Origin of the sequence: Massilia sp. CFBP9026 (assembly GCF_034045165.1) — a bacterium.
Classification (GTDB): domain Bacteria; phylum Pseudomonadota; class Gammaproteobacteria; order Burkholderiales; family Burkholderiaceae_D; genus Telluria; species Telluria arenae.
Map to the genome: position 1 here is coordinate 124,765 of NZ_JAXCWH010000006.1, position 15,970 is coordinate 140,734.

The 15,970-nt window shown below is 65.8% G+C and carries 17 protein-coding genes; 9 read left to right on the forward strand and 8 right to left on the reverse strand.

From position 1 onward, the window contains the following. Nucleotides 1-14: 14 nt before the first annotated feature. Both SOM28_RS16005 and SOM28_RS16010 read right to left on the reverse strand, forming a co-directional pair. Nucleotides 15-1,736, reverse strand: coding sequence for an FAD-dependent oxidoreductase (locus SOM28_RS16005; protein ID WP_320468701.1), 1,722 nt, complete (start codon nt 1,734-1,736; stop codon nt 15-17). A 123-nt stretch (nt 1,737-1,859) separates the two neighbouring features. Beyond that, nucleotides 1,860-2,879 carry a transporter gene (locus SOM28_RS16010; protein ID WP_123069850.1) on the reverse strand — a complete coding sequence of 340 codons (1,020 nt, stop codon included), beginning with the start codon at nt 2,877-2,879 and terminating at the stop codon, nt 1,860-1,862. Between the two features lie 324 nt (nt 2,880-3,203). Between SOM28_RS16010 and SOM28_RS16015 the strand changes: the two genes are divergently transcribed. Next, nucleotides 3,204-3,428 (forward strand): hypothetical protein, encoded by a 225-nt coding sequence (locus SOM28_RS16015; RefSeq protein WP_123069860.1) that lies wholly within the window; start codon nt 3,204-3,206, stop codon nt 3,426-3,428. Between the two features lie 21 nt (nt 3,429-3,449). Here the strand turns inward: SOM28_RS16015 and cadR are convergent, their stop codons facing one another. Further along, nucleotides 3,450-3,851: a Cd(II)/Pb(II)-responsive transcriptional regulator gene (gene cadR / locus SOM28_RS16020; RefSeq protein ID WP_229446334.1), complete on the reverse strand. Its 402-nt coding sequence runs from the start codon at nt 3,849-3,851 to the stop codon at nt 3,450-3,452. Between the two features lie 69 nt (nt 3,852-3,920). On the opposite strand from cadR, the gene SOM28_RS16025 reads away from it, so the two are divergent. Continuing rightward, nucleotides 3,921-4,604: a cation efflux transmembrane domain-containing protein gene (locus tag SOM28_RS16025; RefSeq protein ID WP_320468702.1), complete on the forward strand. Its 684-nt coding sequence runs from the start codon at nt 3,921-3,923 to the stop codon at nt 4,602-4,604. Nucleotides 4,605-4,646: 42 nt separating this feature from the next. On the opposite strand, the gene SOM28_RS16030 is transcribed toward SOM28_RS16025, so the two are convergent. From SOM28_RS16030 to SOM28_RS16040, 3 genes are all read right to left on the reverse strand, one after another. After that, complete coding sequence (locus SOM28_RS16030; RefSeq protein WP_320468703.1) at nt 4,647-5,246, reverse strand: D-glycero-alpha-D-manno-heptose-1,7-bisphosphate 7-phosphatase; 600 nt, start codon at nt 5,244-5,246, stop codon at nt 4,647-4,649. 12 nt (nt 5,247-5,258) lie between these two features. Next, nucleotides 5,259-6,266, reverse strand: a complete 1,008-nt coding sequence (locus SOM28_RS16035) for a glycosyltransferase family 2 protein (RefSeq protein ID WP_320468704.1) — start codon at nt 6,264-6,266, stop codon at nt 5,259-5,261. A 189-nt stretch (nt 6,267-6,455) separates the two neighbouring features. Further along, nucleotides 6,456-7,337 carry a hypothetical protein gene (locus SOM28_RS16040; RefSeq protein WP_320468705.1) on the reverse strand — a complete coding sequence of 294 codons (882 nt, stop codon included), beginning with the start codon at nt 7,335-7,337 and terminating at the stop codon, nt 6,456-6,458. Between the two features lie 329 nt (nt 7,338-7,666). On the opposite strand from SOM28_RS16040, the gene SOM28_RS16045 reads away from it, so the two are divergent. The 6 genes from SOM28_RS16045 (at nt 7,667) to glf (ending at nt 12,815) form a co-directional block, all read left to right on the forward strand. Further along, nucleotides 7,667-7,990, forward strand: a complete 324-nt coding sequence (locus SOM28_RS16045) for a KGG domain-containing protein (protein ID WP_320468706.1) — start codon at nt 7,667-7,669, stop codon at nt 7,988-7,990. Between the two features lie 162 nt (nt 7,991-8,152). Next, the gene (locus SOM28_RS16050; RefSeq protein WP_320468707.1) at nt 8,153-8,557 is read left to right on the forward strand and encodes a hypothetical protein; all 405 of its coding nucleotides are present in this window, start codon (nt 8,153-8,155) and stop codon (nt 8,555-8,557) included. Nucleotides 8,558-8,695: 138 nt separating this feature from the next. After that, on the forward strand, nt 8,696-9,817 hold the full coding sequence (locus SOM28_RS16055; protein ID WP_123069842.1) for a M14 family metallopeptidase: 1,122 nt from the start codon (nt 8,696-8,698) through the stop codon (nt 9,815-9,817). A 3-nt stretch (nt 9,818-9,820) separates the two neighbouring features. After that, a complete protein-coding gene (locus SOM28_RS16060; protein ID WP_320468708.1) occupies nt 9,821-10,300 on the forward strand; it encodes a CYTH domain-containing protein in 480 nt (159 codons plus the stop codon). Then, on the forward strand, nt 10,297-11,457 hold the full coding sequence (locus SOM28_RS16065; protein ID WP_320468709.1) for a serine hydrolase domain-containing protein: 1,161 nt from the start codon (nt 10,297-10,299) through the stop codon (nt 11,455-11,457). The genes SOM28_RS16060 and SOM28_RS16065 overlap by 4 nt, the downstream gene beginning before the upstream one ends. A 203-nt stretch (nt 11,458-11,660) precedes the next feature. Further along, a complete protein-coding gene (gene glf / locus SOM28_RS16070) occupies nt 11,661-12,815 on the forward strand; it encodes a UDP-galactopyranose mutase (RefSeq protein WP_123069839.1) in 1,155 nt (384 codons plus the stop codon). Nucleotides 12,816-12,830: 15 nt separating this feature from the next. Here glf and SOM28_RS16075 read toward each other — a convergent pair whose 3' ends face one another. Beyond that, nucleotides 12,831-13,574, reverse strand: coding sequence for an SDR family oxidoreductase (locus SOM28_RS16075; protein ID WP_320468710.1), 744 nt, complete (start codon nt 13,572-13,574; stop codon nt 12,831-12,833). A 134-nt stretch (nt 13,575-13,708) separates the two neighbouring features. Between SOM28_RS16075 and SOM28_RS16080 the strand changes: the two genes are divergently transcribed. Further along, a complete protein-coding gene (locus SOM28_RS16080) occupies nt 13,709-14,656 on the forward strand; it encodes a LysR family transcriptional regulator (protein ID WP_320468711.1) in 948 nt (315 codons plus the stop codon). A gap of 31 nt (nt 14,657-14,687) precedes the next feature. On the opposite strand, the gene SOM28_RS16085 is transcribed toward SOM28_RS16080, so the two are convergent. Further along, nucleotides 14,688-15,941, reverse strand: coding sequence for a DUF2863 family protein (locus SOM28_RS16085; protein ID WP_123069836.1), 1,254 nt, complete (start codon nt 15,939-15,941; stop codon nt 14,688-14,690). Between the last annotated feature and the right edge of the window lie 29 nt (nt 15,942-15,970).

The following is a 15,970-nucleotide window of genomic DNA, read 5'->3' on the forward strand; positions in this document are numbered from 1 at the left end:
AAGGCAATACTTACTCAGTCGGCGCCAGCGCTGGACTCTTGCTGCTGTTCGGCGAGGAAGCGGTGCACTTGCGCCACCACGGCCGCGCCTTCGCCGGCCGCCGCCGCGACGCGCTTGGTCGAGCCGGCGCGCAGGTCGCCCACGGCGAATACGCCCGGCACGCTGGTCTCGAGATCGCGTCCGCCATGCCGCCCCGTGGCCTCGTAGCCGGTCAGCACGAAGCCTTTGCGGTCCAGTTCCACGCCGCACTCGAGCAGCCAGTCGCTGTTGGGATCGGCGCCGATGAACAGGAACAGGTGGTGGCTATCGAACACGACCGGCGGGCCGCCGCTGCGGCTGCGGCAATGCACGCGCTCCAGGCCGGCGTCGTCTCCCTCGAGCGAGGCCAGTTCGAGCCGGGTGTGCAGCACGATGTTCGCGGTCGCAGCGATGCGCTCGATCAGGTAGCTCGACATACTGGCCTCGAGACCGCTTGAGCGCACCATCAGGTGCACCGTGTGGGCGTGGGCGGCCAGGTAGACGGCGGCCTGGCCGGCAGAGTTGCCGCCGCCCACCAGCACCACCGTCTGCTGGCGGCATACTTTCGCTTCGACCGGCGAGGCCCAGTAGTAGACGCCGCGGCCCTCGAAGCGGGCCAGGTCGTCCAGCTCGGGCTTGCGGTAGCGCGCGCCGGCCGCCAGCACCACGCTGCGCGCCCGCGCGCAGCTGCCGTCGTCCAGCTCCACGCGCAGCGGGCGCTCGCGGCACAGCAGGCGCATGGCCGGCGCCGGGATCGCGACCTCGGCGCCGAACTTGCTCGCCTGCACGAAAGCGCGGCTGACCAGGGCGTGGCCCGAGATGCCGGTGGGGAAGCCGAAGAAGTTCTCGATGCGCGCGCTGGCGCCGGCCTGGCCGCCATAGGCGCGCTGTTCCAGCACCATCACCGACAGGCCTTCCGAGGCCGCATACACCGCCGTGGCCAGGCCGGCCGGGCCGGCGCCGACCACCAGCACGTCGTACACCATCTCGCGCGTGATGCGCGGCATGGTGCCCAGGAAGCGGCCCATCTCGAGCAGGCTCGGGTTCTTGATCACGAAGCCGTCGGGCATCGCGACCAGCGGCCAGTCGTGCTCCTGGCGCCAGTGCTCGCGCACCAGCTGGGCGGCCTCCGGATCGGAGGCCGGGTCGCGCCGGGTATAGGGTTGCGCATTGCGCGACAAAAAGCTTTCGAGCTCGAACAGGCGCGGGTGGCCGGGAGGTCCGATCAGGATCGGTCCGGTCGGCTGTTCGCCGATCAGGCGCGCACGGCGCAGCATGAAGGCGCGCATCACGCGCTCGCCCAGCACCGCCTCGGCCATCAGCAGCGCACGCAGCGCCTCGGGATCGAGCACCAGCGCTTCCAGGTGGCCGACCGCCACGCCGTCGACCAGCGGCGGGCGGCCCGACAGCTGCGACACTTCGCCGGTGAACTGGCCGGGTTCGAACTGGTGCACTTCGACCCGCTGGCCGAGCGCATTGCTGCGGCTGCAGCGCAGCTGGCCGGACAGCACGACCACCATGCCGGGCGAATCGACCAGGGCCCGGAACACATAGTCGCCGTCGCGCCAGGCGCGCCCGGTCGCGAAACGGCGAATGCGCTTGAGTTCGTCCTCGCCGAGGACCGGATAGACCTGGTGGCCGCGTGTCTTCAGGTCGATCAGGTAGCGCGGATCGATGACGGACGGTTCGGGCAGGGACTCGGGCGTGCTGTCATTCATGGCGGTTCTCGGCTCGGCTGGGCTGGTCGGATGGCGTGCTGGCGACTGCATGGTAATCCAGGCCGGTCGCTTTGTAAGCTATACCCTAGGATGGGTACCCAAGGCGTGTAAATCGCTCCTTATTCAGCGCTGGCGCTGCAGCCGCAACAGCAGCCAGCCGGCCACCGTGGTAAAAGCCGCAACCAGGCCCAGCGCGATCCAGAAACCGTGACTCTCGTCGGCCAGCGGGATGCCGCCGACGTTCATGCCGAGCAGGCCGGCGATCAGGTTGATCGGCAGTGCCATCACGGTCACGATCGTCAACAGGTACAGGCTGCGGGCATTGTCCTCGTTGACGCGGGCGGCGAGTTCTTCCTGCAGCAATTTGATGCGTTCCTGCAGCGCGGCCAGGTCGCTCAGCACCACCGTGAATTCCTCGGTCGCCTGGCGCAGGTCCTGGCGGTCGTCGCCATCGACCCAGGACGGCGGGCGCTGCAGCAGGCGGAACAGGGCGGCCGGTTCCGGCGCCAGCAGGCGCTGCAGGCGCACGAGCACCCGGCGCAGCGTGCCGAGGTCTTCGCGCTGGCGCGTCAGGCGGCCGGCCAGCAGCCGGTCTTCGATAGTATCGACCCGCGCCACCGCCTCGCGCACGATGTTCACCAGCACGTCGGCCTGGTCGCGCAGCAGGTGGATCAAGAGTTCGCTCGACGAGCGCAGCAGGGTGCCCTGGCGCACGTCCTGGCGCAGGCGCTCGATCGAGGCCAGGGGTTTCCGGCGCGCGCTGATCGCGACCTGCGGCGTGACGTGGACCCACAAGGTCGAAATCTCGGCGCTGTCGAGCGAAAAGCCGTGCAGCACGTCGTTGACGACGGCGATCAGGGCATTGTCGGCCAGTTCGAGGCGGGTCGAGCGCGAACCCTGGTGCAAGGTCTCGTAGAACTCGTCGGCCAGCATGGCGTGGCTGCGCAGCCAGCGCTCGCTGGCGGTGTTCGACAGGTTGAAGTGCAGCCAGATGAACTGTTCCGGTTGCGGGGCGCGCATCCAGGCCAGCGCCTCGTGCACGCCGATCGGCGTCGCGGTCGCGTCGCGGCTGAATAGAAATCCCCATACCAGGCCCGAATCGTCGGAGCCGTAACTGAAGCCGGGAGCCGCCATCTGCGCCATTGACCTTCCTGGATGAATAAATGATGGGCAATTGTAGAGCGTAATTGCCAAGCGTTGCGGGCAGGCGGGGCGATTGCCGGTGGCATTTGTGGAAATCTTACGCTGTCATCAAGTTGAAACCATTGGCCGCTAAGATTGCTCCTGTGTCTCTCCGCGTGATCCCTCAACCGGATACTGCGTTTTTCCGTCGGCTTCACGGTCGGCGGATTTTTTTTGTGCGCCTCCCAGGCGGGCACGGCGCTGCACGATGGGCTGTCGAGGCCCGACGAAAGGAAACAGATGCAAATTTCTCAGATCGATCGCCGCGGCGCGGCACCGAATGACATGGCTGACAATAGCCTTGCCAATCCCTATGCAGGCGCGACCCACGTGGTGCGCCAGGGCATCCTCATCCAGGCCAGCCTGGGCACCCGCAGCGCCGTCGAATTCATGAAGCAGCATGGCGTGCATGGCGCCGTGATCCACCGCGTGCTGATGGGCGAGCAGCTTCGTGGCGATGATCAGGCGGCGCTCGACGAGCGCGCGGTGATCGACGATCCCAGGATGTAATCGAGGGCCTGCGGCCGAGGTTCAGGCGTGTTCGGTCAGCTCGCGCAGGATGGCGCACTGGCCGGCGGGCCGCGTCGAATCGCAGCGCGCACGCAGGGTCGACAGTTCCGTGCGCAGCGCCTTCAGTTCGAGAATCTGGCGGTCGATCTCGGACAACTGGTGGTCGACCAGCGCGTTGACGCCGCTGCAGGAACGTTCCGGCTGGTCCTGGTAGCCGAGCAGGGTTTCCACTTCGCCCAGCGACATGCCCAGCGAGCGGCAGCGGCGGATGAAATGCAGTCGCTCGGCGTGGCTGGCATCGTACATCCGGTAATTCGCCTGCGACCTGACCGGTGGCGGCAGCAATCCCTTCTGCTCGTAGAAACGAACCGTCTCGGACTGGCAGCCCGTCAGTTTCGCCAGTTCACCAATGCGCATCAGCATGCAAATCCTCGCTTGACCTTGTAGTAACTACAGGGATTCTAATGCAGATATCGTCATTGGAGGTGAACCATGTCTGCCTGTTGTTCCGGATCCTGCAGTTCGTCCACACCACCGCCCGACGGGCGTTACCGCAAGGTGCTGTGGGCGGCGCTCATCATCAATTTCGCCATGTTCGGCGTCGAGATGGCCAGCAGCCTGGCCGCCGGCTCGGTGTCGCTGCTGGCCGACTCGGTCGACTTTCTCGGCGACGCCGCCAATTACGGGGTGTCGCTGTTCGTGCTGGGCATGGCCGTGGTGTGGCGTTCGCGCGCGGCCTATGCCAAGGGTGTCGTGATGGGAGTATTCGGCGTGCTGGTGCTGGCGCGGGCGCTGTGGCTTGGCCTGGACGGCCACCTGCCGCATGCCCAGACCATGGGCGCCGTCAGCCTGCTGGCGCTGGCCGCCAATGGCGCGGTGGCGGCGATGCTGTACGCGTTTCGCAACGGCGACGCCAATATGCGCTCGGTGTGGCTGTGCACCCGCAACGACATGATCGGCAACCTGGCCGTGATGCTGGCGGCGCTCGGCGTGTTCGGCACCCGCGCCGGATGGCCCGATATCGTGGTGGCGAGCATCATGGCGTGCCTGGGCCTATCGGCAGCGCGCGAAGTGATACGGCAGGCGCGCGCCGAGCTGCGTGAGCAGGCGTCGAAGGCAAGCGTGCCGGTGCCAACGTCGGCGTCGGCGCCAATCATCGAGATCCGGCGGGGCTGACCGCGATCGTCAAGGTTCCGGCAAACAGTGTCGGCTCGGGCTTTACCCCAGAGGACGCGCACCCGCCTGCGGCCGCACGTCCTCGCGCTCGCCGTGTTCGGCGATCAGCAGGGCCGCGCTGTACAGGTCCGGCGCGATGCGCGTGGGCAGGCGGCGCGGACCCAGGCGCCATTCGGTCTCGCTGCCGTTGTCGATCAACAGGGTGCGGCAGCCGGCGCGGTTGCCGGCCTCGACGTCGTGCAGGATGTCGCCGATCATCCAGGACGCGCGCAGGTCGATGGCATGCTCGTGCGCCGCGCGCAGCAGCATGCCTGGCGAGGGCTTGCGGCAGGCGCAGGCGTAGGCATACTCGCTGACGGTGCCGAGCGGATGGTGCGGGCAGTAGTAATAGCCTGCGAGGACAAGCTGTTCGCGAAACAGCAGGTCGCCCAGGCGGTCGGACACCGGGCCCATCGCCGCTTCGGTGAAACAGCCGTGCGCGATGCCGGACTGGTTGCAGACCACCAACAAGCGATAGTCGAGCTCGGCCAGCAGCCGTAGCGCCGCGCCGGCCCCGCTCACCAGGTGAATGCGGCGCGGCTCGGCATTGAACGGTATGTCGTCGACCAGCGTGCCTTCCTGGTCAAGGAAGATGGCTTTCATCGGATTGCGTGCTCACGCGAAGCGCACGCGGTAACGCACCGCGCCGGCCAGGCGCCAGAACACCGAAAGTGGCGGCAGCAGGACCGAGGTGATCGCCATCTCGGCCACGTGCGAGGCGCTGTGGGCCGTGCCTTCCAGCCTGCGCACGCACAGGCGCACCGTGAGGGCCAGCCAGACCAGGGTGGCGGCCAGGGCCAGCCAGCGCACGCCCAGCGCCCAACAGGGCAAGGCCAGCAGCAGGGCGGCGACGATGGCGTAGTGGTCCCAGCAGGGACCGGCCTCGATGCGTTCGCGGTACAGCGTCGGGTGCTTCTTGTACAGCAGCGCGTCGAACACGGCATGGCGGATCTGCAGCAGGCTCGCGCCCCATGGCGCCGGCCGCACCGGGTGCACCGCCAGCGCCTGCGGCGCGCGCACGATGCGGATATTCTGTTCGAGCAGGCGGAAGTGCAGGTCGGCGTCGCTGCCGCGCTGGACGCTGAAGCGCTCGTCGAAGCCGTCGAGCCGTTCTAGCACCGGCTTGTGGACGAAGCAGTTGGCGCTGGTGAAATCGGCGAGTTCGTGCGCATGCGCGCTGCGCTGGCGGTCGGTGGGGCGGGCCGGCACCGGCGTCTCGATGCGGCCGCAGACGACGGCGGCGCCGCCGTCGAAGGCGGCCAGGCCCTGGGCCAGCCAGTCGGGGCTGGGCACGGCGTCGTCGCTGGTGAAGGCGATGACGTCGGCGCGCGCCGCCCGCCAGCCGCGATTGCGCGCGGCGCCGGGACCGCGCGGCCCGGTGTTGGCGACATAGGCCAGGCGCGGCCCGCGCTCGAGCGTGCGGGTACGCCAGCCAGCCACGAGGTGCAGCGTGTTGTGGTTGGGTTCGTCGTCCACGACGATGACTTCGACGCTGCGCGGATCGACGTTCTGGCGCATCAGGGCGTCCAGGCTGCGGTCGAGCAGGTCCATGCGGCCGCAGGCCGGCAACACCACGGAAACCGTGGGGAGGGCAGTGTTGGGGGCGTCGTCCGGTGCAGGCATGCGAGGTCTCCTCGGTTTCTCCGCTGGTCTTGCGCCACGGCGTGGTGGTGGCGATGTCGAGCGGTTCGAGTGCCCTGCGCATGGCCCGGTTCCTCCAGTCCGGTACGGTTTGGAGATGGATCAACGCGGATGCTGGAAAAAAACAGCGGCCCTCGATGGGGCCGCTTGTCATGCGAAGAAAGAGCGTGCTCAGCCTCGCGAGAAACCGGTGTCGTCGTCCATCTTGCGGTCGCCCGCCAACTTGTTGGCGCCGCCCGGGCTGCGCGGGTAGCCGCCGGCGGCGTCGTTCGACTGGTGCACCGGATTCGGCTCGGCATGCATGCTGCCGCCTACCTGGTAGCCTTCGCCCTCGGTGCGCGGACCCGAGTTGCCGGGGCTGCGCGGCAGGCCGCCGGACACGTTGTTCGACTTGTGGACGTCGTCGCTGCCTTTGTCGCGCGGCGCGGCGCCCTGCGCGGCTTCGCGGTCGACCTGTTGCTGGACCCGGCTGGCGCTGGCGTCCTGGGTGTCGGCGCGGTTGTCGTCGGCGCCCTGGCGGTTGCCGTAGATGTCGCCGTGCTGCACGCCCGGCACGCCGGCCTCGGTGCCGATCGGCTCCGGCGCCACGGTGCCCGGCACGCGGCCGTCGCGGCCCGGTTCGGCGCCATGCAGCTGCGGATGCGCCGGATCCTGCGGATTGAGCGTGTCGCCGGTCTGGGTCTTGCCCTGGCGGTTGAGGACGTCGCCTCTCACCGAGACGCCGGTGTCGCGCTGGCGGTTGCCGACCGGCTGCTCGAGCTTGCCCCAGGCATCGGAATGCATCTGCATCTGGCGATCGTGGCTGTCGGTGACGCCCTGGGTGGTGCCGCTGCCGCCGGACTGCTGGCCCTGCATCGAGCCGCCGCGGGCCAGGCTGCCGCCCGAGTCGTCGATCGTAGAACTGCCCTGCTGGCGGCTGGCCGCGTTGGGGTAGGTGTGGTCGAGCGGGCCATCGCGCGTGATGCCCTTGGAACCTGGCGTGCCTTTTTCATTGGCGCCGTAGTCGGCCTGGTTGCCGGGGAGCGTGTGCTTGTCTTGCTTGTTGGTGTCCATGACGGTCTCCTGTGCTGTAGACAGGCAGGTCGAATTCCTGCCGCATACAGCCATGATGCGGCTCGCGCGCCGCACACAGAATAGGAAGAGGTAGGGGAACGGTGTAGGACTGGTCCTGACGAGTTTGTTGACGACTGGAAGTAATTTTTCGTAGATGCATTATTTGTCGCGCGAAGTCCTACAAAGTCATCTGAAATGCTCCTATAGCCGCATCGGAGATGCCTGCCTAAGATGGGCTTCGACTCATCGTTCGCCAGCCGGCGGCGATCGGTCTCAAGCCTGCCGCAGGACGCGGCGGTTTCCACAAGTGTATAAGGGAGAACGTCATCATGGCCTCAAGCAACCAAGGTAACAAGCAATCGGGCAACCAAGGCAATAGCCAGAGCACCGCCAGCGGTACCCGCAATCGCGGCTTCGCCTCGATGGATCCAGCGCGCCAGCGCGAAATCGCCAGCCAGGGCGGCAAGGCTGCGCACGCCAAGGGCACCGCCCACGAATTCACGTCGGAAGAAGCACGCCGCGCCGGCAGCTTGAGCCACGGTAACCGCCAGTCGGCCAGCGCCAGCGCCGGCACGGCATCGCGCACCTCGAGCAAGAGCGGCAACCGCCAGAGCGCCCAGGGCGGCAACCGCAGCGGCGGCTCGAAAGAGTAAGAAAGAGTAATCAACCGACCGGCCGATGCCGGCGGCAGGCGAGGAACGGGGAGCCACGAGCTTCCCGTTTTGCTTTGGTTTTGCCTTTAATACACACAAAACGCGAATCGGATGCGGTAGAATCGCTGCGCCTTTTTCAACCTTCCCCCAAGGATCAACGTCGTGAAACCAGCGGTCATTCGTCAAGTCAAGAGCCTGTCCATGTCCTGCGACCGGGTCGGCAACCTGTTGCTCACCAAGTTTTCCAGCCAGGGCGCGAGCGACCTGTGCATCCAAATCCCGGCCTCGATCGTGTTCTGGCTGCTCAAGCACTTGCCGGTCAACCGCGATCCGCAACTGAAGGCGCCGCCTGCCGGTCCTGGCATCACCCAGGCCGATTGGGAAAGTCCCTACATACCGCGCGCGCAATACGTGAACTGCAAGGAACTGCCAGGCGCGATCCGCATGCACTTCGTGCTTGATCGCAAGCCCGAGCTGACCGTCGTCCTCGACCGCAGCAACGTCGAACTGATGCGCCAGATCATGGCCATGTACACCAAGGACCTGATCGACCTCGACGCGCAGTAAACACGCGCTTCTGCCCCGGCCCGGCATCAGCGGTCGGCGTGGCCGATCCGGTATCATGGCCGGGCCACGTCGGGCAGGCGCCCGACGCCCCGATATTTGCACACCGTCCACTGCGACGGGCCATGAAAGGATCCCACGATGCCCATCAAGATCAGCACGATGTTCGACTCCGGCTCGATCGACGTCGTCCGCGCCGACAACGTCAAACAGATCGACCTGAACCTGCGCAAGGATTCGCACGCCGACATCCACCAGTGGTTCCACTTCCGTCTGCAAGGCGCGCGTGGCCAGGCAGTCACGATGCGCTTCCTGAACGCCGGCCAGGCCACCTATCCGAAGGGCTTCGAGGGCTACCAGGCGGTGGCGAGCTACGATACCGAGAACTGGTTCCGCGTCCCCACCAGCTTCGACGGCCAGGTGATGACGATCGAGCACACACCGGAACTGGACAGCGTCTACTACGCCTATTTCGAGCCCTACACCTGGGAACGCCACCTGCGCCTGCTGGGCGAAGTGGCCGAGAACCCGATCGCGCGCGTGCACGACATCGGCAGCACGGTCGATGGCCGCGACATGAACCTGGTGGTGATCGGCAATCCGCAGGCCGAGAAAAAAATCTGGGTCATCGCGCGCCAGCACCCGGGCGAATCGATGGCCGAGTGGTTCGTCGAAGGCATGATGGATGCGCTGCTCGACAACGCCAACCCGGTCGCGCGCAAGCTGCTGCAGCGCGCCGTGTTCTACATCGTGCCGAACATGAACCCGGACGGTTCGGTGCGCGGCAACCTGCGCACCAATGCCGCCGGCGCCAACCTGAATCGCGAGTGGATGAACCCCTCGCTCGAGCGCAGCCCGGAAGTCCTGTGCGTCAAAAGCAAGATCGAAGAAGTCGGCATCGACATGTTCTTCGACATCCACGGCGACGAGGCGCTGCCCTACAACTTCGTGGCCGGCTGCGAGATGCTCGAAGACTTCACCGCCGAGCGCGCGCTGGAGCAGAGCAGCTTCATCGACCGCTATATCTCGTGCAGCCCGGACTTCCAGAAGGAATACGGCTACGCCGCCAGCAAGTACAACGACGAGCTGTTGACCCTGGCCTCGAAGTACGTCGGCCACCACTATAAGTGCCTGTCGCTGACGCTCGAGATGCCGTTCAAGGACAATGCCAACCTGCCCGACCCGCACGTCGGCTGGAACGGTGCGCGCAGCGCCGGCCTGGGCGCGGCGATGCTGCAGCCGATCCTTCAGGCGCTGGGCTGATCGATGGGCGTTGAAATCGAACGCAAGTTTCTGCTCGCGAACGATGCCTGGCGCACGCTGGGCTCGCCCGTGCTGGTGCGCCAGGGTTACCTGAGCTCGGACCCGCTGCGCACCGTGCGGGCGCGCATCTACGGCGACCAAGGCTTCCTTACCATCAAGAGCAAGAGCGAAGGCGCGGCGCGCGGCGAGTGGGAATATCCGATCCCGCTCGAAGACGCGGCCGAACTGCTCGACCGCCTGTGCGAGCGGCCGCTGGTCGAAAAATACCGGCGCCGCATCGAGCACGCGGGCTTCACCTGGGAAGTCGACGAGTTCGTGGGCGAGAACGCGGGCCTGGTGGTGGCCGAGATCGAGCTGCCGGCCGAAGACGCCGTTTTCGACAAGCCGGACTGGATCGGCAAGGAAGTCACCGGCGACAAGCGCTATTACAACTCCAACCTGATCCGCTCTCCCTATTCCACCTGGACCGATACCGAACGATGATGACTGTTTCGCGCCGCAGCCTGCTCGTAATTTCCCTCACCACCGCACTGGGCCTGGCATTGCCGGCCACCGGCGCATTCGCCGCCGACAATGCGGCTTATTTCCCTCCGGCCGGCGAGTGGGCCCGCAAGGACCCGGCCCAGCTGGGCATGGACCCGGCGGCCCTGGCCGCGGCCATCCAGTTCGCGCAGTCGCGCGAGACCGAGCGTCCGCTCGACCTGTCCGACCAGGAAGCCGTGTTCGGCACCCGCCTGGGTTCGATGCCGACCAAGCGTGCCCACACCAATGGCGTCGTGATCTACAAGGGCTATGTGGTGGCCGAGTTCGGCGATACGCGCTTCGTCGATCCGACTTATTCGGTGGCCAAGAGCATGCTGGCGACGGTTGCCGGCGTGGCGGTGCGCGACGGCCGCATCCAGGTGAATGATCCGGTGGCGAAGACGGTCAACGACGGCGGCTATGCTGCGCCGCACAATGCCCCCGTCACCTGGAAGCAGCACCTGCAGCAGGAGTCCGAGTGGGAAGGCGAGCTGTGGGGCAAGCACAGCAATTTTATCGGCAAGGAGAGTTTCGGCAAGGGCGAGAAGAAGCCGCGCTCGATCAAGGCGCCGGGCAGCTTCTACGAGTACAACGACACCCGCGTCAACCGCTTCGCGCTGTCGCTGCTGCGCGTGTTCGGCCAGTCGGTGCCGGACGTGTTCCAGCAGCAGATCATGGATCCGATCGGCGCCTCCTCGACCTGGAAATGGGTTCCTTACCATAACAGCTATGTCGAAGTGAACGGCAAGCAGGTGCCATCGGTTAGCGGCGGCACGCGCTGGGGCGGCGGTATGTGGATCGACAGCTGGGACATGGCGCGCTTCGGCTATCTGTGGCTGAACGAGGGCAACTGGGGCGGCAAGCAGATCCTGCCGGCGTCCTACGTGAAGGAAGCGCTCACCCCGAGCGCCCACGGCCCGGATTATGGCTATCTGTGGTGGCTCAACACCAAGGGCAAGAACCTGCCGGGCATGCCGGCCACCGCCTTCGCGGCGCTGGGGGCGGGCAGCAATGACATCGTCGTTTCGCCCGAGCATGACTTGGTGATCGTCTGGCGCTGGCATGCCGGCAACGCAGCCGAGTTCGCCACACGCGTGATCGCCGCAATCCGTAAATAACACATTTAATAACTGCAGCGCGGGCCGCTCCAATTGTGCGGAGCAAAACGGGATTTGAATGATATATTTTTATCATTAATTCTTCCCGCGATGCGGTGTTGTGTGTCCACAATTGACCCGACAATTTATTCTTGAAGTAACCCCGGTCGGGTCAAGGTCAGGCATACGCTCCGGCATTGCCAACACCACCAGGACACACAAGAATGAACAAGAATATCGCCATCGTCGGCGCTGGATTCTCCGGGGCCGTGATCGCAAACCAGCTGGCGCAGGCCGGCTATACCGTCGACGTGTTCGAATCGCGTCCCCACATCGCCGGCAACTGCTACTCGGAACGCGATGCCGAGACCGGCGTCATGGTCCACGTCTACGGCCCGCACATCTTCCACACCGATAACGAGCGTGCCTGGGAATTCGTCAACCGCTATGCCGAGTTCAAGCCTTACGTCAATCGCGTCAAGGCCATCACCGGCGGCAAGGTGTTCACCCTGCCGATCAACCTGTTGACCATCAACCAGTTCTTCAACAAGACCATGGGCCCGGCCGAGGCGCAGGAATTCCTGCAGAGCCTGGGCGACAAGTCGATCGAGAACCCGACCACCTTCGAAGAGCAGGCGCTGCGCTTCGTCGGCCGCGAACTGTACGAAGCCTTCTTCAAGACCTATACGATCAAGCAGTGGGGCCTGCACCCGAGCGAGCTGCCAGCCAGCATCCTCAAGCGCCTGCCGGTGCGTTTCAATTACGACGACAATTACTTCAACCATAAATACCAGGGCATGCCCGCCGACGGCTACACGGCACTGGTCCAGAGCATCATCGACGTGCCGGGTGTGACCGTGCACCTGAGCACGGCCTTCGATCCGGCCGACAAAGGCAATTACGCCCACGTGTTCTACAGCGGCCCGATCGACGCCTGGTTCAAGCACGAAGAGGGCCGCCTGCCTTACCGCACGCTGGACTTCGAAACCTTCCGCGCCGACGGCGACTACCAGGGCAATGCCGTCATCAACTACTGCGACGACGACAAGAAATACACCCGCATCACCGAGCACAAGCACTTCTCGCCGTGGGAAAAGCACGAGAAGACCATCTGCTACGCCGAGTACAGCCGCCAGTGCGAAGAAAAAGACGTCCCCTATTATCCGATCCGCCAGACGCGCGAGAAGGCGCAGCTGGAGCTGTACGTCAACAAGGCGAAAAACGAAGACAACGTCACCTTCGTCGGCCGCCTGGGCACCTACCGCTACCTGGACATGGACGTCACCATCCACGAAGCGCTGCTCACTGCCGATAAATTCCTCGAGACCGCGAAGAACGGCGAGCGCATGCCGGCCTTCACCATCGATCCGATGGCGTAACAGCGCAGGCCGGGCTCAGGCCGCAAAGCCGCCGTCGATCAACAGGTCGGCGCCGGTGACGTAGGCGGCTTCCGGTCCGGCCAGGTAGGCGACCATGGCTGCGATCTCTTCGGGGCGGCCGTGGCGCTTGATCGCCATATAGTCGTGCAGGCCGGCGCCGAACTCGGTTTTTTCCGGGTTCATGTCGGTGTCGACCGGGCCGGGCAGCACATTATTGATCGTGATGCCGCGCGGCCCCAGTTCGCGCGCCAGTCCCTGCGTCAGGCCGCTCAGCGCCGACTTGCTCATCGCATACACCGACCCGCCCACCATCGGCATGCGCAGCGCATTGGTGCTGCTGATGTTGACGATGCGTCCGCCTTCCTTCATATGCGGCAGCACCGCCTTCACGCCGGCGAAGACGGCGCGCACGTTGATGTTGACCGTCTTGTCGAAATCTTCCAGCGTAAAGTCGTCGATCGGGCCGAACACGGCGACGCCGGCATTGTTCACCAGAATGTCGATGCGGCCATGTTGTTGCGCGACGCGGGCGATGGCGGCGTCGATCGCCGCCGGATCGGCCGCATCGCTGCGGATCGCCTCGGCGCTGCCGCCTGAAGCCTGGATCTCCGCCACCAGCGTCTCGGCGGCACCGGCCGATTGCTGGTAGGTCAGCGCCACGTGCGCGCCTTGTTGCGCGAGTCTCTTCGCGATGGCGGCGCCAATGCCGCGCGAACCGCCGGTGACGACTGCAACCTTGCCTTCGAATGCCTTGTTCATGATGGACTCCCTGTGAATGATTGGACGAGTCGGCAGTATGCTGCCGACCAGGAGTTGAAACTAGCCAGCTAGATGTCGTATGACTTTCAACTCCAGGTATAAAATCCACGGATCGCTACCATCCAGACACCGCCATGCCGGAATCGATCAGTCATCTCGTCTCCTTCATCTACAGCGCCGAGGAACGCGGCTTCTCGCCCGCCGCGCGTCGCCTGGGCCTGAGTCCGGCCGCGGTTAGCAAGAATGTCGCCCGCCTCGAGCAGCACCTGGGCGTGCGCCTGTTCCAGCGCACCACGCGCCAGTTGCGGCTCACGGCCGAGGGCGAACGCTATCTGCATGAAGTGGCCGAGCCCTGGCGCCGGATCGAGGAGGCGACCCTGGCCACGCGCCAGGGCGCCGGCCAGCCGGGCGGCACCCTGAAGATCAGCATGGCGCCGCTGGTCGGAAGGACGTATTTCGTGCCGATGCTGGAGGAATTCCTGCAACGCTTTCCGGCCATCGTTCCCGACCTGCATTTCGAGAACCGCCAGGTCGATCTGGTCAAGGAAGGTTTCGACGTGGCGATCGGCGGCGGCGTCGAGTTGAACGAGGGGATGGTGGCGCGCGAACTGACGACCGTGCGCAGCATCGTCGTGGCCAGTCCGGCCTATCTCGAGCGGTGCGGTCGACCGCTCGATCCGGATGACCTGGCAAGGCACGACGGCATCGCCCGCCGCGCCGTGGGCAGCGGCCGCTTGCTGAGCTGGACCCTGCGCCATGACGACGGGCGGCAGGCGCCTGTCGACCTGCGCACGGCGATGGTGTGCGACGATCCGGAAGCGATGGCGCAGGCGGCGCTGGCCGGTATCGGGATCGCGGTGCTGCCGTTGCCGCACGCGCAAGCATTCCTGCGCAGCGGGGCGCTGGTCGATGTCTTGCCGGGCTGGTTCGTGGCGGGGCGGGCGCTCTGCCTGTATTTCGCGAGCCGCAGGCTGTTGCCGGCCAAGACGCGGGTCTTCATCGACTTCGTCGTCGAACGTTTCGAGGTACAGGGGCTGGCGCGGCAGTTCATCACGCCGGAGGGTGTATCAGGGAAGGGGTGACGCTCCCGCCGCGGCGGGAGCGTGAACGACATCAGTGGAAGTGCTCGGTCCCAGCCGGCGCATCTTCCGGCATCTCGGCATGCACCAGCTCGCCGGTCGGATCGGCGAACAGCGGCGAGCCGCAGTCGTCGCAATACTCGGCCACGTAGCGCTCGTTGATGCGCTTGATGTGGGCGACGCCGGCGTCGTTGAGGTGGGCCGCGATCTCGTTGATCGGGGACAGCGGCGTGGCGCTGGCCGCCAACGGACCTTCCATCGGCGTGCCGTCCTCGTCTTCCTGGCCATACAGCGGCCAGACGATGCCATACACCACGTCGGCGCTCTGGCGCATGGTGAACGAGACGCGGTATTCGTCGATCTGGATGTCCGGCGACTCTTCGCCGAATCCCGCGATCACGGCGCGCAGATCGGACGCTTCCACGCCCAGCGTATTGGTCAGGTAGTGCACGGCGGCGCGGATCGAGATCGGGCGGATCAGCTTGTCGGCTTCGCGGCAGGCCACATAATAGGCTTCCGGCAGCAGCAGCTCGATGCCGCAGCCCGGCAGCAGGCGCGCGATATTCGCGGTGGCCTGGGCGCGCCACTGCTCGAGGCTGCGGTTGCGCTCGTCGGCGAAACGCAGATGGTGCTGCGGCTCTTGCCAGCGGAACAGCGGCTCGCCGGCCCGGGCGACGATCGCGATCAAGAGGTAGCGGGTATCGGCCAGGAAGGGCGCGGTTTCGTCCAAGTGCTGGGCCGGCTTGATGGTGCCGCCCTTGTGGGCTGCGGCAGCCAGCTTTTGCGTCAGCGCCGCGGTTTCGGCGTGGGTGCGCGGCAGCTGGTCGAGCGAATACAGGGTGGGCGCGATCGCCATCTTGGTGCCGTCGGCCAGCAGGTGGGCCGAGAAGTGGGCGCCCAGGGTCGACAGCAGGTCGTTGGGGATGGTGCCGGTGGCGATCGAAAAGCGGGTCCAGGCCAGGATCGGCGCCGCGACCAGCAGGGCCTGCCAGGTGACGTCGCCGCCATCGGCCTGCTCGACCATGGTGGCCGATTCGCTGACCGCTTCGACCGTATCCATCAGCACGTCGTACGAGGCCAGGTCATCCTTGAACAGGGCATTCAGGGCGGCGTCGATGCTGTCCTGATGATTGGTCTTGAGCAGCTTTTGCAGGCACGTGTCGAGTTGGTGTTCCCACGCACGTTCTTCAGCACGGCTGGCAGCTTGCATGAGGGCTTGCGAGAGGCTGACGAGGCGCTGGCTTTCTGCGGAAAGTTTTGGAGTTGAATCTTTGGAAGGACGACGCATGGCGCTGGTGGGTCTCTTGTCAGTGAATG